The 16,109-nt window shown below is 63.8% G+C and carries 13 protein-coding genes; 7 read left to right on the top strand and 6 right to left on the bottom strand.

Annotation, left to right across the window (positions count from 1 at the left end; genetic code table 11):
• Positions 1-72: 72 nt before the first annotated feature.
• From J3P88_RS24830 to J3P88_RS24805, 6 genes are all read right to left on the bottom strand, one after another.
• A complete protein-coding gene (locus tag J3P88_RS24830; protein ID WP_025212060.1) occupies positions 73-891 on the bottom strand; it encodes an ABC transporter permease in 819 nt (272 codons plus the stop codon).
• Complete coding sequence (locus J3P88_RS24825) at positions 881-1,828, bottom strand: ABC transporter permease (protein ID WP_434572153.1); 948 nt, start codon at positions 1,826-1,828, stop codon at positions 881-883. The genes J3P88_RS24830 and J3P88_RS24825 overlap by 11 nt, the downstream gene beginning before the upstream one ends.
• Position 1,829: 1 nt before the next feature.
• Positions 1,830-2,867, bottom strand: a complete 1,038-nt coding sequence (locus tag J3P88_RS24820; RefSeq protein ID WP_434572151.1) for an ABC transporter ATP-binding protein — start codon at positions 2,865-2,867, stop codon at positions 1,830-1,832.
• A gap of 220 nt (positions 2,868-3,087) precedes the next feature.
• Entirely contained in the window at positions 3,088-4,239 is a 1,152-nt protein-coding gene (gene ydcS, locus J3P88_RS24815) for a putative ABC transporter substrate-binding protein YdcS (RefSeq protein ID WP_434572149.1), read from the bottom strand.
• A 90-nt stretch (positions 4,240-4,329) separates the two neighbouring features.
• Positions 4,330-5,787, bottom strand: coding sequence for a gamma-aminobutyraldehyde dehydrogenase (locus tag J3P88_RS24810; RefSeq protein WP_434572147.1), 1,458 nt, complete (start codon positions 5,785-5,787; stop codon positions 4,330-4,332).
• 215 nt (positions 5,788-6,002) lie between these two features.
• Complete coding sequence (locus tag J3P88_RS24805; protein ID WP_186705457.1) at positions 6,003-6,917, bottom strand: LysR family transcriptional regulator; 915 nt, start codon at positions 6,915-6,917, stop codon at positions 6,003-6,005.
• A 181-nt stretch (positions 6,918-7,098) separates the two neighbouring features.
• On the opposite strand from J3P88_RS24805, the gene J3P88_RS24800 reads away from it, so the two are divergent.
• The 7 genes from J3P88_RS24800 to J3P88_RS24770 all read left to right on the top strand — a co-directional run bounded on the left by J3P88_RS24800 (position 7,099) and on the right by J3P88_RS24770 (position 16,069).
• On the top strand, positions 7,099-7,809 hold the full coding sequence (locus tag J3P88_RS24800; RefSeq protein ID WP_186705458.1) for a tellurite resistance TerB family protein: 711 nt from the start codon (positions 7,099-7,101) through the stop codon (positions 7,807-7,809).
• Between the two features lie 903 nt (positions 7,810-8,712).
• Complete coding sequence (locus J3P88_RS24795; RefSeq protein ID WP_434572144.1) at positions 8,713-10,335, top strand: methyl-accepting chemotaxis protein; 1,623 nt, start codon at positions 8,713-8,715, stop codon at positions 10,333-10,335.
• Positions 10,335-10,871, top strand: a complete 537-nt coding sequence (locus J3P88_RS24790; RefSeq protein WP_434572142.1) for a chemotaxis protein CheW — start codon at positions 10,335-10,337, stop codon at positions 10,869-10,871. The genes J3P88_RS24795 and J3P88_RS24790 overlap by 1 nt, the downstream gene beginning before the upstream one ends.
• Positions 10,868-12,133 carry a CheR family methyltransferase gene (locus J3P88_RS24785; RefSeq protein ID WP_434572141.1) on the top strand — a complete coding sequence of 422 codons (1,266 nt, stop codon included), beginning with the start codon at positions 10,868-10,870 and terminating at the stop codon, positions 12,131-12,133. The genes J3P88_RS24790 and J3P88_RS24785 overlap by 4 nt, the downstream gene beginning before the upstream one ends.
• Positions 12,130-12,801: a chemotaxis protein CheW gene (locus J3P88_RS24780; protein ID WP_434572139.1), complete on the top strand. Its 672-nt coding sequence runs from the start codon at positions 12,130-12,132 to the stop codon at positions 12,799-12,801. Before J3P88_RS24785 ends, J3P88_RS24780 begins: the two co-directional genes overlap by 4 nt.
• The gene (locus J3P88_RS24775; protein ID WP_434572138.1) at positions 12,798-15,062 is read left to right on the top strand and encodes a hybrid sensor histidine kinase/response regulator; all 2,265 of its coding nucleotides are present in this window, start codon (positions 12,798-12,800) and stop codon (positions 15,060-15,062) included. The genes J3P88_RS24780 and J3P88_RS24775 overlap by 4 nt, the downstream gene beginning before the upstream one ends.
• Positions 15,059-16,069, top strand: a complete 1,011-nt coding sequence (locus tag J3P88_RS24770) for a chemotaxis response regulator protein-glutamate methylesterase (protein WP_434572136.1) — start codon at positions 15,059-15,061, stop codon at positions 16,067-16,069. The genes J3P88_RS24775 and J3P88_RS24770 overlap by 4 nt, the downstream gene beginning before the upstream one ends.
• The last annotated feature ends 40 nt before the right edge of the window (positions 16,070-16,109 follow it).

Here is a 16,109-nt window from a genome sequence, read left to right as displayed (position 1 = left end):
GCAAATGTTGGATGACACACCGCCTTCGCGAGCAAGCCCGCTCCCACAAGGGATCCGGTTCCACAGTGACATTTACTTCCCGCCACTCCCCGCCACGCTCTCACCCCCACGGGTCAGGTAATACGCGCCCAATATCGGCAGCATCGTGACCATCATCACCAGCATCGCCACCACGTTGGTCACCGGCACGTCGCGTGGGCGGCTGAGCTGGTTGAGCAGCCACAGCGGCAGGGTGCGTTCGTGGCCGGCGGTGAAGGTGGTGACAATGATCTCGTCGAACGACAGCGCAAACGCCAGCATCCCACCGGCCAGCAGGGCCGACCCCAGGTTAGGCAAGATGATGTAGCGAAAGGTCTGCCAACCGTCGGCGCCCAGGTCCATCGAGGCTTCGATCAGGCTGTGGGAAGTACGGCGCAGGCGGGCGATGACGTTGTTGTAGACGATCACCACGCAGAAGGTTGCATGGCCGACGATGATGGTGAACATCCCCGGTTCGATGCCCAGGGTCTTGAAGGTCGCCAGCAGTGCTATGCCGGTGATGATCCCCGGCAAGGCAATTGGCAGGATCAGCATCAGTGAAATGCCCTGTTTGCCGAAGAAATCGCGGCGGTACAGCGCCGCCGAGGCCAGGGTGCCAAGCACCATGGCGATCAGCGTGGCGATGGCCGCGATCTGCAACGACAGCTTGATCGCCTCCAGCACGTCCGGGCGCGAGAAGGCGACGCTGAACCACTTCAGGGTCAGGCCCTTGGGCGGAAAGCTGAACGCCGCATCTTCAGTATTGAAGGCGTAGAGGAAGATGATCAGGATCGGAAAGTGCAGGAACACCAATCCGCCCCACGCCGCGATCCGCAAGCCCCACGAGGCTCGGTCTTGAGAGTCAGAGTGCATCGAATGCCCCCAGTCGCTTGACGACGGATAGATAGATCGCGATCAGCACGATGGGTACCAGGGTGAACGCCGCGGCCATGGGCATGTTGCCGATGGCGCCTTGCTGGGCGTAGACCATGCTGCCGACGAAGTAGCCCGGTGGGCCTACCAGTTGCGGCACGATGAAGTCCCCCAGGGTCAGCGAGAACGTGAAGATCGAGCCGGCGGCAATGCCGGGGATCGACAGTGGCAGGATCACTTGCATGAACGTCTGGCGCGGCCTGGCGCCCAAGTCCGCCGAGGCTTGCAGCAGCGACGGCGGCAGACGCTCCAGGGACGCCTGGATCGGCAGGATCATGAACGGCAGCCAGATGTAGACGAACACCAGGAAACGCCCCAGGTGTGAGGTGGACAAGGTGCTGCCGCCCACGCCCGGGATCCCCAGCACGAACTGCAGCACCGGCCCCAGGCCCAGGTGCTGGACGAACCACTGCGCCACGCCGCCCTTGGCCAGCAGCAACGTCCAGGCATAGGCCTTGACGATGTAGCTGGCCCACATCGGCAGCATCACCGCGATGTAGAAAAATGCCTTGGTCTTGCCGCGGGTGTAGCGCGCCATGTAGTAGGCGATCGGGAACGCGACGATGGCGCTGGCGATGGACACCGCAATGGCCATGCTCAGGGTGCGCAAAATGATGTCGAAGCTCGACGGCTGGAACAGCGCCGTGAAGTTCGCCAGGGTCAGGTCCGGCGTGACCGCCATGGTGAAGTCATCGAAGGTGTAGAAACCCTGCCACAGCAAGGTCAGCAGCGAGCCAAGGTAGATCGCGCCGAACCACAGCAATGGCGGCACCAGTAGCATCGACAAGTACAGGTTGGGCCGTCGGTACAGCAGGTTGGAAAAACGCCGCAGCGGCGAACCGGGCGCAGGCGTTGGGGTGATGGCCAGCGTGTTCATCTCACACCTCGCCACTGACGGCGTCGTGCAGCGTGACCATCGCCTCACGGGCCCAGCGAACGCTCAGCTGTTGGCCAGCCTGGTGCGGGGCGGCGTTGTCCTGCCACTGGGTGTTGGCCTGGCTGAGGTTCAGGGTCTGGCCGTTGGCAAGTTTCAGCTCATAGCGTGTGGCGCTGCCCTGGTACTGGATGTCGTGCAGCAGGCCGTGGACTTCGACCTCACCATTGGCCAACGGGCCCTCGGCGAAACGCATGTGTTCCGGACGGATCGAGAACGGCTGTGGATAACCGCTCAGTTCCCGTGCCAATTCGCCACGAATCACGTTGGAGGTGCCGACGAATTCGGCGACGAAGGTGGTCGCCGGTTTCATGTACAGGTTGCGTGGCGTATCGACTTGTTCGATGCGGCCCTTGTTGAACACCGCCACGCGGTCGGACATCGACAGCGCTTCGGTCTGGTCGTGGGTGACGAAAATGAAGGTGATGCCCAACTGGCGTTGCAACTTCTTCAACTCGCCCTGCATCTGTTCACGCAGCTTCAGGTCCAGGGCGCCCAAGGGCTCATCGAGCAACAGTACCCGCGGCCGATTGACCAGCGCACGGGCCAGGGCCACCCGTTGACGCTGGCCGCCGGAGAGCTGCACCGGCTTGCGTTCGCCGTAGCCGCCCAGGGCGACCATCTCCAGGGCCTCGTCGGCGCGCTGGATGCGCTCGGCCTTGGCGACGCCTTTGACTTTCAGACCGTAGGCCACGTTGTCGCGCACGTTCATGTGGGGGAAGAGGGCGTAGTCCTGGAACACCGTGTTGACGTCCCGCTGATACGGCGCAAGCCCCGTGGCTTCCTCTCCGTGGATGCGGATCGAGCCGGCACTGGGTTGTTCAAACCCGGCGATCAGCCGCAGGCAGGTGGTCTTGCCCGAGCCGGACGGGCCCAGCATGGAAAAGAACTCGCCGTCCTGGATGTCGATGGAGACCCGGTCTACGGCCTTTACATCGCCGAACTGCCGGGATACCTGGGTGAACTGGACTGCAAGCGTCATGGTGCGGGGCTCCAGAAAGCGGGGCGGGTATGAAATCTCAACGATTGGCAGGCGATCCCGTGGCGAGGGAGCTTGCTCCCGCTGGGTGGCGCAGCCGCCCCAAAACCAGGCGATGCGGTGTGTCAGCTAATACCGCGTCGGTCCGTTTTGGGCGTGCTTCGCACACCAGCGGGAGCAAGCTCCCTCGCCACAGGGGCCGCTCCCATTTATGTGCTGGGGGTTAACGCCCACCCATGATCGCAATGTAATCCTGGGTCCAGCGGCTGTACGGCACGAACTTGCCGCCCTCGGCCTGTGGGGTTTTCCAGAAGGCGATCTTGTCGAATTGATCGAAGCCGTTGGTCTTGCAGCCTTCGGCGCCCAGCAGCTCGCTGCCCTTGCACGCCGCCGGCACCGCTGGCAACGAACCGAACCACGCGGCCACGTCACCCTGGACTTTCGGTTGCAGCGACCAGTCCATCCACTTGTACGCGCAGTTGGGGTGCTTGGCCTCGGCGTGGAGCATCGTCGTGTCGGCCCAGCCGGTGGCGCCTTCTTTCGGAATGGTCGAGGCGATCGGTTGCTTCTCGTTCATCAGGCCGTTGACCTGATAGGGCCAGGCGCCGGACGCCACCACGCCTTCGTTCTTGAAATCGCTCATCTGCACCGTGGTGTCGTGCCAGTAGCGGTGGATCAACGGCTGCTGGGCCCGAAGCAGTTCCAGCACGGCCTTGTACTGGGCTTCGTCGAGTTGGTACGGGTCCTTGATGCCTAGTTCAGGCTTGGCGGTCTTGAGGTACAGCGCCGCGTCGGCGATGTAGATCGGACCATCGTAGGCTTGCACGCGCCCTTTGTTCGGCTTGCCGTCGGGCAATTCCTGGGCATTGAACAGCACGCTCCAACTGGTGGGCGCTTGCTTGAACACCTCGGTGTTGTACATCAGCACATTGGGACCCCATTGGTACGGGGTGCCGTAGGTCTGCTGGTTGACCACGTACCACGGCGCATTTTTCAGGCGCGGGTCGAGGTTTTTCCAGTTGGCGATCAGCGCGGTATTGATCGGCTGCACGCGCTTGCCGGCAATCAGCCGCAACGAGGCGTCGCCCGAGGCGGTGACCAGGTCGTAGCCGCCCTTGGTCATCAGGCTGACCATTTCATCGGACGTGGCGGCGGTTTTCACATTGACCTTGCAGCCGGTTTCCTTCTCGAAACCCGTGACCCAGTCGTAGGCCTTGTCGCTTTCGCCGCGTTCGATGTAACCCGGCCAGGCGACGATATCCAGTTGGCCCTCGCCGGCACCGACGGCCTTGAGCGGCTCGGCGGCCTGGAGGCTGACGCTGGTCAGCAGCGCCGTGGTGAGTGCACTGAGCAATGCGGTCTTGTGCGCGTACATGGAAATCCCTCTTGCTTTAATTATGGTCGGGGCAGGGTTCGAACAGGATGAAACGCCATGGTTGGCCTGTTATTAGAGTAGAGCTGTTATCTAGAGATGCTGGCCGTGACGGGCCATGATGTGGCGCACCACGCTGTAGTCCTGGAGCGAATCGCTGGACAGGTCCTTACCGTAGCCGGAGCGTTTCAGGCCGCCGTGGGGCATTTCGCTGACCAGCATGAAATGGCTGTTGATCCAGGTGCAGCCGTATTGCAACCGCGCCGCCACCTGCATGGCCTTGTCCAGGTTCTGGGTCCATATCGAGGACGCCAGGCCGTATTCCGAATCATTGGCCCATTCCACCGCCTGGCTGAGTTCGTCGAAGCGGGTCACGGTCACGACCGGGCCGAACACCTCGCGCTGGACGATTTCATCGCTTTGCTTGCAGCCGGCCAGCAGGGTGGGTTGGTAATAGAAGCCAGCACCGGAATGCACCGCCGCCCCGGTGATGCGCTCGATGTGCGGCTGGCCGAGGGCGCGCTCGACAAAACTGGCCACGCGGTCGCGCTGGCGGGTGCTGATCAGCGGGCCGATCTCATTGTCGGCGTCGCGCTTGCCGGCAAAGCGCAGGCTGCTGACCGCCGCGCCGAGCTCGGCCACCAGCCGGTCGTGAATTCCGCCCTGGGCGTAGATCCGGCACGCCGCGGTGCAATCCTGCCCGGCGTTGTAATAGCCGTAGGTGCGCACGCCTTCGACCACGGCTTGGATATCGGCGTCGTCGCACACGATCACTGGCGCCTTGCCGCCCAGTTCCAGGTGTGTGCGCTTGAGGGTTTTTGCCGCCGCCTGGAGGATTTTCTGCCCGGTGACGATATCGCCCGTCAGCGAAACCATGCGCACTTTAGGATGGCTGACCAGATGGCTGCCCACCCCTTCGCCACCGCCGCAGAGGATATTGATCACGCCCCGTGGCAGGAGCCGGGCCAGCATCGGCGCCAAGGCCAGGATCGACAACGGCGTGTGCTCCGAGGGCTTGAATACCAATGTGTTGCCCGCGGCCAGGGCCGGGGCGATTTTCCAGGCGGCCATCATGATCGGGTAGTTCCACGGCGCGATGGACGCCACGACGCCGATCGGGTCGCGGCGCACCATGCTGGTATAGCCGGGCAGGTATTCGCCACTGAGCTGGCCGGTTTGGCAGCGCACGGCACCGGCGAAGAAACGAAAGACATCCACCGTGGCGCTCAGGTCATCCTGGCGCGCCAGGTGCAGCGGCTTGCCGCAGTTCAGGGCTTCGAGGCGGGCCAGCTCATCGGCGTTATGTTCGATGGCGCTGGCGATGTCCAGCAGCAGGTTCGAGCGTTGCTGTGGCGTGGTGCGCGACCAGCCGTCGAAGGCGCGGTGGGCGGCGAGGATCGCGGCTTCCACCTGCTCGGTACTGGCCTCGGCGATGTGAGCCACGACTTCGCCGGTGGCCGGGTTGAGGATCGGCTCGACAACGCCTTCACCGGGAACGAGTTCCCCGTCGATCAGCAACGCGGTGCACAACGGGGTTTGCGTGCCAGCCATTTTTTATAGGTCTCAGTTGAAACAAAGAACCTGTGGGAGCGAGCTTGCTCGCGATGGCGGTGTATCAGTCGAATCGATGTCGCCTGTCGCACCGCTATCGCGAGCAAGCTCGCTCCCACAATGGATTGTTCTCCCACAATGGATTGTGGCGATACAGCAAGACTAGTGTCCGGCCTCAAGCCCGACAAATTCGAAATACTCAAGGCTGCGTTCGATTAAATAGATGGCTTGCGTCCGCCATGAGGCTGTTCCCGAGCCACCGCCAGGAACGGGTCGACCGACGCCGGTCGCGCCGTGCCCCGGCGCCAAGCCAGGCCGACGTCGAGGGTCTGGTTGAGGTCGGCAATCGGTCGCGCTTCGATGATGTCGCCTTCCAGCGACCAGGGGCGGTAGGTCATGTCCGGCTGGATCGACACGCCCAACCCCGCCGCTACCAGGCTGCGCACTGCTTCGGTCGAGGCGGTGCGCAGGGTGACCCTGGGTTGCAGGCCGGCGCCGCGCCACAGGCGTTGGGCGTTGCGGTCCATTTCGTCGACGTTCAGTTGGATCAGCGGCTCGCGGGCCACATCGGCCAGGTGGATGCTGTCGTGCTCCAGCAAGGGATGCTGCGCCGGTAGCCACAAACGGTGCGGCGAATGCGTCAGGACTTCGGTCTGCAGGGCGTGGCGGTCCTCCAGGTTGGACAGGATCAGCACCCCGACGTCGATTTCGCCGCTGACCAGCAAATGTTCGATGTACGGCCGCTCGTCCTCCATCACGCGGATCTCCACGTTGGGGTAGGCGCGCTGGAAGCGGGTCAGCAGGTCCGCCAGGTAATAACCGGCGACCAGGCTGGTGACGCCAATGGTGACTTGGCCAGCCACCTGGTCGGTGCTTTGTTGCAGGCTGCGCTTGGCGTTGTCGACCGTGGCCAGGATCAGGTGGGCCTGGCGCAGGAATTGATGGCCCTGGTGGGTCAGGGTCATGCCCTTGGCGTGGCGGTTGAACAGGCTGACGCCGATGTCTTGCTCCAGTTGCTGGATGGCCAGGGTCAAGGTGGACTGGGAAATGAACGCCGTTTGCGCCGCGGCGGAGATGGAGCCGGTTTCGGCCACCGCGATGAAATGGCGGATCTGACGCAGAGTCATCATGGACGCATACCGGTGGGCGGATTTATCGATGTACTGGAGTGTATATCGGTTTTTTAGAAGGAAAGGAACGTGCACCGCTGGGGGCGTCAGGCAACATCTGGAAGCAATCTCGCCAACGGCGTCGGGCACTTTCGATCTAGGCTGGGGGCCTTACGTTGACCCGAAAATGTGGAGGCAACAAATGAACACCCGTGGATTGCTCGATCAGCTTCTCAAGTCCGGCCAGGAAATGTTGCAGAACAAGGCTGGCGGTTCACAGGGCAAGTCGTCCGGTGGCCTGGGCGGTTTGCTCGGCGGCTCCGGCAACCTGGGCGGGATGCTTTCCGGCGCGGGTGGTGGGGCACTGGCCGCCGGGGCCATGGGCCTGTTGCTGGGCAACAAGAAAGCCCGCAACTTCGGCGGCAAGGCCCTGGCCTATGGCGGCCTGGCGGCCTTGGGCGTGATCGCCTACAAGGCCTATGGCAACTGGCAGGCCCAGCAGGGCAACGCGCCGAAGACCGAACCGCAGACCCTCGATCGCGTGCCTCCGGCGCAGGTCGAGCAGCACAGCCAGGCGATCCTCAAGGCGCTGGTGGCGGCGGCCAAGGCCGACGGCCATGTGGACGAGCGCGAGCGGCAATTGATCGAAGGCGAGTTCACCAAGCTCGACAACGACCAGGAGTTGCAACACTGGCTGCATGCTGAACTCAACAAACCCTTGGACCCCACCGACGTCGCCCGTGCCGCCAGCACCCCGGAAATGGCCGCGGAAATGTACATCGCCAGCGTGATGCTGGTAGATGAGGAAAACTTCATGGAGAAGTCCTACCTCGATGAACTGGCGCGCCAACTCAAGCTGGAGCCGGGGTTGAAGGTGGAACTGGAAAAACAGGTGCGCCAGGCGACTGTATAAAGCAGCATCAACGCTATTCCTTGTGGGAGCGAGCCTGCTCGCGATGGCGCCCGGTCAGTCGCAGCATGGTTGACTGACACTCCGCTTTCGCGAGCAAGCCCGCTCCCACAGTGGTTTTGTGGTGTCTGGCAATCTTGTATCCAACGCTATCCCCTGTGGGAGCAAGCCTGCTCGCGATGGCGCCCGGTCAGTGACAGTATTTTTGACTGATATACCGCTATCGCGAGCAAGCTCGCTCCCACAGTGGTTTTGTGGTGTCTGGCAATCTTGTATCCAACGCTATCCCCTGTGGGAGCGAGCCTGCTCGCGATGGCGCCCGGTCAGAGACAGTATTTTTGACTGATACACCGCTATCGCGAGCAAGCTCGCTCCCACAGTGGTTTTGTGGTGTCTGGCAATCTTGTATCCAACGCTATTCCTTGTGGGAGCGAGCCTGCTCGCGATGGCGCCCGGTCAGTGACAGTATTTTTGACTGATATACCGCTATCGCGAGCAAGCTCGCTCCCACAGTGGTTTTGTGGTGTCTGGCAATCTTGTATCCAACGCTATTCCCTGTGGGAGCGAGCCTGCTCGCGAAGGCGTCCGGTCAGTGGCAGTATTTTTGACTGATATACCGTTTTCGCGAGCAAGCCCGCTCCCACAGTGGTTTTGTGGTGTCTGGCAATCTTGTATCCAACGCTATCCCCTGTGGGAGCGAGCCTGCTCGCGAAGGCGTCCGGTCAGTCGCAGCATGGTTGACTGACACTCCGCTTTCGCGAGCAAGCCCGCTCCCACAGGGGCGGGTTCCATTTCTTCAAGTACCGGTGAGCCTCGGCTCAATCAAAATCCTCCCACGCCGCCATACAGACGCCGCGCCGCCCTCGGCTATACTCCCCAGCATTTTCAAGTGCCCGAGGTTTTACTGTGAAGAATTGGACATTGCGCCAACGCATCCTGGCGAGTTTTGCGGTGATCATCGCCATTATGCTGCTGATGGTGGTTGTCTCGTATTCACGGTTGCTGAAGATCCAGGACAGTGAAGAAAAGGTCCGGTCCGATGCGGTTCCGGGGGTGTATTTCAGCTCGATGATCCGCGGTGGCTGGGTCGACAGCTACGTCCTGACCCAGCAAATCGTCGGTCTTTCCGGGAATCGGGAAATCACCGCCGAGGACAAGGCCCGCTACCAGGGTTTCGAGCAGCACCTGCGCGAAGAAATACAGAACTACCAAAAGTTGATCCAGAACCCGGCGGACCAAGCCTCGTTCGACGAGTTCGAGGCCTTCCACTTGGCATTTAACCAGGCCATGGCCAAGGTCTTGGACTTGTACCAGCGCAAGGACTACGACGGCGCCCGGTTGGCGCTGGAGAAAGAGCTGACGCCTGCATGGATCGGCGGCCGCGGGCATTTGAATCAAATCATCGAGCGCAATCGCGAGCTGGCACAAAGCGCCACCCTGACCATTGGCGATGCGGTGACGGCGGCCAAGGTCGCCATGGGCCTGTCGTTCCTGGTCGCGCTGATCGTCGCGGTACTCTGTGGCCTGCTGTTGATGCGGGCGATCATGGGGCCGATGAACCGCATCGTCGAGATCCTCGAGATCATGCGCAGCGGTGACCTGAGCGGACGACTGAACCTGGCGCGCAAGGACGAATTCGGTGCCGTGGAAACCGGCTTCAACGATATGATGGCCGAACTGACCTCGCTGGTATCCCAGGCCCAGCGCTCATCCGTGCAGGTCACCACCTCGGTCACCGAAATTGCCGCGACCTCGCGCCAGCAGCAGGCCTCGGCCACGGAAACCGCCGCCACCACCACCGAGATCGGCGCGACGTCCCGGGAAATCGCCGCCACCTCCCGGGACCTGGTGCGCACCATGACCGAAGTTTCCACCGCCGCCGACCAGGCCTCGGTGGCCGCCGGCTCTGGCCAGCAAGGCTTGGCGCGCATGGAGGAAACCATGCATTCGGTGATGGGCGCCGCCGACCTGGTGAACGCCAAGCTGGCGATCCTCAACGAGAAGGCCGGCAACATCAACCAGGTGGTGGTGACCATCGTCAAAGTGGCCGACCAGACCAACCTGTTATCCCTCAACGCCGCCATCGAGGCCGAGAAGGCTGGTGAGTACGGGCGCGGTTTCGCCGTGGTGGCCACGGAAGTACGGCGCTTGGCCGACCAGACCGCCGTGGCGACTTATGACATCGAACAGATGGTGCGCGAGATCCAATCCGCGGTATCGGCCGGTGTGATGGGCATGGACAAGTTTTCCGAGGAAGTGCGCCGTGGCATGGCCGAAGTGCAGCAGATCGGCGAGCAACTGTCGCAGATCATCCATCAGGTCCAGGCTCTGGCGCCGCGGGTATTGATGGTCAACGAAGGCATGCAGGCCCAGGCCACTGGCGCCGAACAGATCAACCACGCCCTGGTGCAACTGGGCGATGCCAGCAGCCAGACCGTGGAGTCCCTGCGCCAGGCCAGCTCCGCCATCGACGAGCTGAGCCAGGTCGCCGTGGGGCTGCGCAGCGGCGTCTCGCGTTTCAAAGTCTGATGGGCGAGCTCGAGACCCGGCGTGGCGTCGCAGCGACGGCCCGCCAGACGTTGTTCCTGGTGTTCTGCATCGGCAACGAACGTTACGCCCTGCAGGCCACCGATGTAGTGGAAGTGCTGCCGCGCCTGCCCCTCAAGCCGATCGCCCGGGCGCCATCCTGGGTAGCGGGGGTGTTTGCCTGGCGCGGCACCGTGGTGCCGGTGATCGACCTGTGCGCCCTGACGTTCGGCCGGAGCGCCGAACCCCGGACCAGCACGCGGCTGGTGCTGGTGCGTTATCAAGGCGATACACAACAAACCGGGCAAGTGCTGGGATTGATCCTGGAACAGGCGACCGACACCCTGCGCTGTGATCCGGGCGATTTCAAACCCTATGGCCTGGACAATCGGCAGGCGCCGTACCTTGGACCGGTCCGCGAAGATGCCCTTGGGTTGCTGCAATGGGTGCGGGTCAATGACCTGCTCGACGAATCCGTTCGGGCGCTGCTGTTTCCTGCTACGCCGCTGAGCCTCGACGACCTCGAGGCAACGCCATGAACAACGACCAACGGTTTTTCGATTTTCTCAAGGAGCGCATCGGCCTCGATGTGACCTCCGTCGGCACCGCGATCATTGAGCGCGCCGTGCGCCAACGGATCAGTGCCGTGCCTGGGCGAACCGCCGATGAGTATTGGCAGGCCCTGCAGCATTCGGCCCCGGAACAGCAGGCGTTGATCGAAGCGGTGATCGTCCCGGAGACCTGGTTCTTCCGCTACCCCGAGTCCTTTGCGACCCTCGCCAGGCTGGCCGTCAAGCGCCTGGCGGAGATCAAGCACCTGCGTGCGCTGCGCATCCTCAGTTTGCCGTGCTCCACCGGCGAGGAACCGTATTCCATTGCCATGGCCTTGCTCGACGCCGGCTTGGGCGCCCATCAGTTCAAGGTGGACGGCATGGACGTCAGCCCGCTGTCGGTGGCGCGGGCCAAGGACGCGCGTTACGGCAGGAATTCCTTTCGGGGCGCCGACCTGGGTTTTCGCGAGCGGCACTTCGACGCCGAAGACGAAGGCTACCGCCTCAGCGAACGGGTGCGCGAACAGGTGCGCTTGCAAGTAGGCAACCTGCTGGATCCGGCCTTGCTGGCGAACGAGGCCCCCTACGACTTTGTGTTCTGCCGCAACCTGCTGATCTATTTCGACCAGCCGACCCAGCAGCAGGTGTTCGAGGTGCTCAAGCGCTTGACCCATCAGGACGGCGTGCTGTTTATCGGCCCTGCCGAAGGCAGCCTGCTGGGGCGCCTGGGCATGCGCTCGATCGGGATTGCCCAATCGTTCGCTTTCAGTCGACAGGGGGCGTCGGAGCCCCAACCGTTGCCAGCCTTGATACCACCGCCGCTACCGATTCGTCAGCCACCGCCTCGCGTCATCCCGCCGGCGGTTCGGCCGCGGCCGTTTGCCGCGAGCGTGACACCGATTGCCCCACCCAAGAGCAGCGACGCCGCGAGCTTGCTGGCCAATATCGCGGCCTTGGCCAACGGCGGCAAAAGCGCCGAAGCCCGCGCGGCGTGTGAAGAATACCTGCGCAGCCACGCGCCGAACGCCCAAGTGTTCTATTGGTTGGGCCTGCTCAGCGACATGGCCGGTAGCGCGCTGCAAGCCCAGGGTTTTTATCGCAAGGCGCTTTATCTTGAACCGCAACACGCCGAGGCCCTGGTGCATCTGGCGGCGCTGCTGGCTTCCCAGGGAGACGCGGCCGGAGCCCGTCGGTTGCAGGAACGCGCCGCCCGCAGCGGGCGCACGGCAGACAGTGAGCACAAACGATGAGCGGTTCGGCTTCCTACACCATCACCCATGACGATGCCCAGGCCATCGACGATTGCTGGAACCGCATCGGTGTGCATGGCGATAAATCCTGCCCGCTGTTGGTCGAGCATATCCATTGCCGCAATTGCTCGGTGTATTCGGCGGCCGCGACTCGGCTGCTCGACCGTTATGCCTTGCCGCAGGATCAGCGGGATTTGTCCCTGGCCCCGGTGGACAACGATGTGGTCACGCGCTCGTTGCTGATGTTCCGCCTCGGCGAGGAATGGCTGGGCCTGACCACGCGCAGCCTGGTGGAAGTGGCGCCGTTGCAGCCGATTCACTCGTTGCCCCACCAACGCTCACGGGCCTTGCTGGGCGTGGCGAATGTGCGCGGAGCGCTGGTGGCCTGCCTGTCGCTGGTGGAGCTGCTGGACCTGGAACCCGGCGCGGCGGCGGTGGCCGGTACACGGGTCATGCCGCGCATGTTGATCGTCGCGGCCAAGGGCGGGCCGGTGGTGGTGCCGGTGGATGAAGTGGATGGCATCCACGCCATCGACGAACTTATCCTGGCGAACGCTTCGCCGTCGGCGGGCAAGTACACCCGTGGCGTGCTGCCGTATAAGGGGCGTAGCTTGCGCTGGTTGGATGAAGAACAGCTGCTGACCGCCGTGGCCCGGAGCCTGTCATGACCCCCGACCAAATGCGCGACGCCTCGCTGCTGGAACTGTTCAGCCTGGAAGCCGAGGCCCAGGTCCAGGTGCTGAGCACCGGCCTGCTGGCCCTGGAGCGCGATCCGACCCAGGCCGAGTACCTTGAGTCATGCATGCGCGCGGCGCATTCCCTCAAGGGCGCGGCGCGCATTGTCGGGGTGGATGCCGGGGTTAGCGTGGCCCACGTGATGGAAGATTGCCTGGTCAGCGCCCAGGAACGGCGCCTGGTGCTGGGCGCCGAGCACATCGACGCCTTGCTGCAAGGCACCGACTTGCTGACGCGCATCGCCACGCCGGGCAACAACGTCGGCGCGCCGGACATCGACGCCTATGTGGCGTTGATGGGGCGCCTGCTCGATCCCAACGCTGCACAACAACCCGCGCAGGTACCGACAAAAATCGAGACGCCTGTCGAACCCGCCAGCGTCGAGCCGTCCGCGCCGGAACCGCTCGCCGCAACGGAGCCGGCCCCCAAGCGCAAACGGGTCACCGAAGGCGGCGAGCGGGTCTTGCGGGTCACGGCCGAACGCCTCAACAGCTTGCTCGACCTGTCGAGCAAGTCCCTGGTGGAGACTCAGCGCCTCAAGCCTTGGCTGGCGGCGATGCAACGGCTCAAGCGCCAGCAAGGCACCGGCTTGCGCGCCCTTGAAGAGCTGAACGTGCACCTCAAGGACCACGCCCTGAGCCTGCAAGCCCAGGAAGCCCTGGGCGATGCTCGCCGCTTGCTCGCCGAAACCCAGCAATTGCTGGCGCAGAAAACCGCCGAGCTGGATGAGTTCGCCTGGCAGGCCAGCCAGCGGGCGCAAGTGCTGTACGACACAGCGCTGGCCTGTCGCATGCGGCCGTTCGCCGATGTGCTATCAGGCCAGGCACGCATGGTCCGTGACCTGGGCCGCAGCCTGGGCAAACACGTGCGCCTGGAAATCGAAGGCGAGAAAACCCAGGTCGACCGCGACGTGCTGGAACAGCTCGAAGCGCCTCTGACCCATTTGCTGCGCAACGCCGTGGACCACGGCATCGAAACCCCGGAACAACGGGTACTGGCCGGCAAGCCCGCCGAAGGCCTGATCCGCTTGCGCGCTTCTCATCAAGCCGGCCTGCTGGTCTTGGAGCTGGCGGACGATGGCGCCGGGGTGGACCTGGAACGGGTGCGCCGCAGCATCGTCGAGCGCGGCCTTTCTCCTGAGCCAACCGCCGCCAGCCTGAGCGAAGAGGAACTGCTGACGTTCCTGTTCCTGCCCGGTTTCAGCCTGCGCGACAAAGTCACCGAAGTGTCCGGGCGCGGCGTCGGCCTGGATGCCGTCCAGCACATGGTCCGGCAGTTGCGCGGTGCGGTGGTGCTGGAACAGACGGCGGGCGAGGGCAGCCGCTTCCATCTCGAGGTGCCGCTGACGCTGTCGGTGGTGCGCAGCCTGGTGGTGGAGGTCGGCGGTGAAGCGTACGCCTTCCCCCTGGCCCACATCGAACGCATGTGCGACCTGGCGCCGGAGGACATCGTCCAGGTCGAAGGGCGCCAGCATTTCTGGCACGAAGGCCGGCATATCGGCTTGGTCGCCGCCAGCCAGTTGCTCAATCGCCCGTCGACGCAGAACGGCAGCCAGACCCTCAAGGTCGTGGTGATCCGCGAGCGCGAGACGATCTACGGCGTGGCGGTGGAGCGGTTCGTCGGCGAGCGCACCCTGGTGGTCCTGCCCCTGGACGAGCGCCTGGGCAAGGTCCAGGACATTTCCGCCGGGGCCTTGCTCGACGATGGCTCGGTGGTGTTGATTGTCGATGTTGAAGACTTGTTGCGGTCGGTGGACAAGCTGCTCGATACCGGGCGCCTGGAGCGCATCGCCCGGCAAAACCAGGCCCAGGCACCCCGCAAGCGGATCCTGGTGGTGGACGATTCCCTGACCGTGCGTGAGCTGCAACGCAAGTTGTTGCGGGGTCGCGGCTATGACGTAGCAGTGGCGGTGGATGGCATGGATGGCTGGAATGCATTGCGCTCGGAGGATTTCGATTTGTTGATCACGGACATCGACATGCCACGCATGGACGGCATCGAACTGGTGTCGCTGTTGCGGCGCGACAACCGCTTGCAATCGCTGCCAGTGATGGTGGTGTCCTACAAGGACCGCGAAGAAGATCGCCGCCGTGGCCTCGACGCCGGCGCCGACTATTATCTGGCCAAGGCGAGTTTCCACGACGACGCCTTGCTCGACGCCGTGGTCGAATTGATCGGAGGGGCACGCGCTTGAAGATCGCCATCGTCAATGACATGCCCCTGGCGGTCGAGGCCCTGCGCCGCGCCCTGGCGTTCGAGCCGACGCACCAACTGGTCTGGGTCGCCGCCAACGGTGCCGAGGCGGTGCAGCGTTGCGCCGAATACACCCCGGACCTGATCCTGATGGACCTGTTCATGCCGATCATGGATGGCGTGGAGGCTACCCGGCGGATCATGGCCGACAGCCCATGCGCTATCGTGATTGTGACCGGAGACAGCCAGCAGAATGTCCACCGGGTGTTCGAGGCCATGGGCCATGGCGCGCTGGATGTGGTCGATACCCCGGCCCTGGGCGTCGGTAACCCGGCGGACGCTGCTGCGCCGCTGCTGCGCAAGATCACCAACATCGGTTGGCTGATCGGTGAGCGCAACAAGCGTGAGCGCCCCGCACCGACGGCCCAGCGTGCGGCGGTGTCGCGCAAGAGCCTGGTGGCCATCGGGTCGTCGGCCGGCGGGCCCGCGGCGCTGGAGGTGTTGCTCAAGGCCCTGCCGCGAGACTTTGCCCCGGCGATCGTGCTGGTCCAGCATGTGGACGAAGTGTTCGCCGCGGGCATGGCCGAATGGCTGGGCAGTGTGTCGGGCCACACGGTGCGCCTGGCCCGGCAAGGTGAGACGCCGCAAAGCGGCACGGTGTTGCTGGCCGGGACCAACCATCACCTGCGTTTGTTGAAGGACGGCACCCTGGCCTATACCGCCGAGCCGGTGAACGAGATCTACCGGCCCTCCATCGACGTGTTTTTTGAAAGTGTCGCCCAGTACTGGAGCGGCGACGCGGTGGGCGTATTGCTCACCGGCATGGGCCGCGACGGTGCGCAAGGGCTTAGACTCATGCGCCAGCAGGGCTATGTGACCATCGCCCAGGACCAGCGCAGCAGCGCGGTGTACGGCATGCCCAAAGCGGCGGCCGCCATCGACGCCGCCGTCCATATTCTTGCCCTGGACGCCATTGCGCCACGGCTGTTGGAGATTGTGACCCCATGAAGAACCCCGCGAGCCTTGCCCCAGGCCGTACCCAGGTAAG

Source organism: Pseudomonas sp. Z3-6, assembly GCF_051131985.1.
In the GTDB taxonomy this organism is placed as follows: Bacteria; Pseudomonadota; Gammaproteobacteria; order Pseudomonadales; family Pseudomonadaceae; genus Aquipseudomonas; species Aquipseudomonas zanjanensis.
The sequence above is the reverse complement of the archived record's forward strand: the minus strand, read 5'-3'. Positions and strand labels throughout refer to the sequence as shown.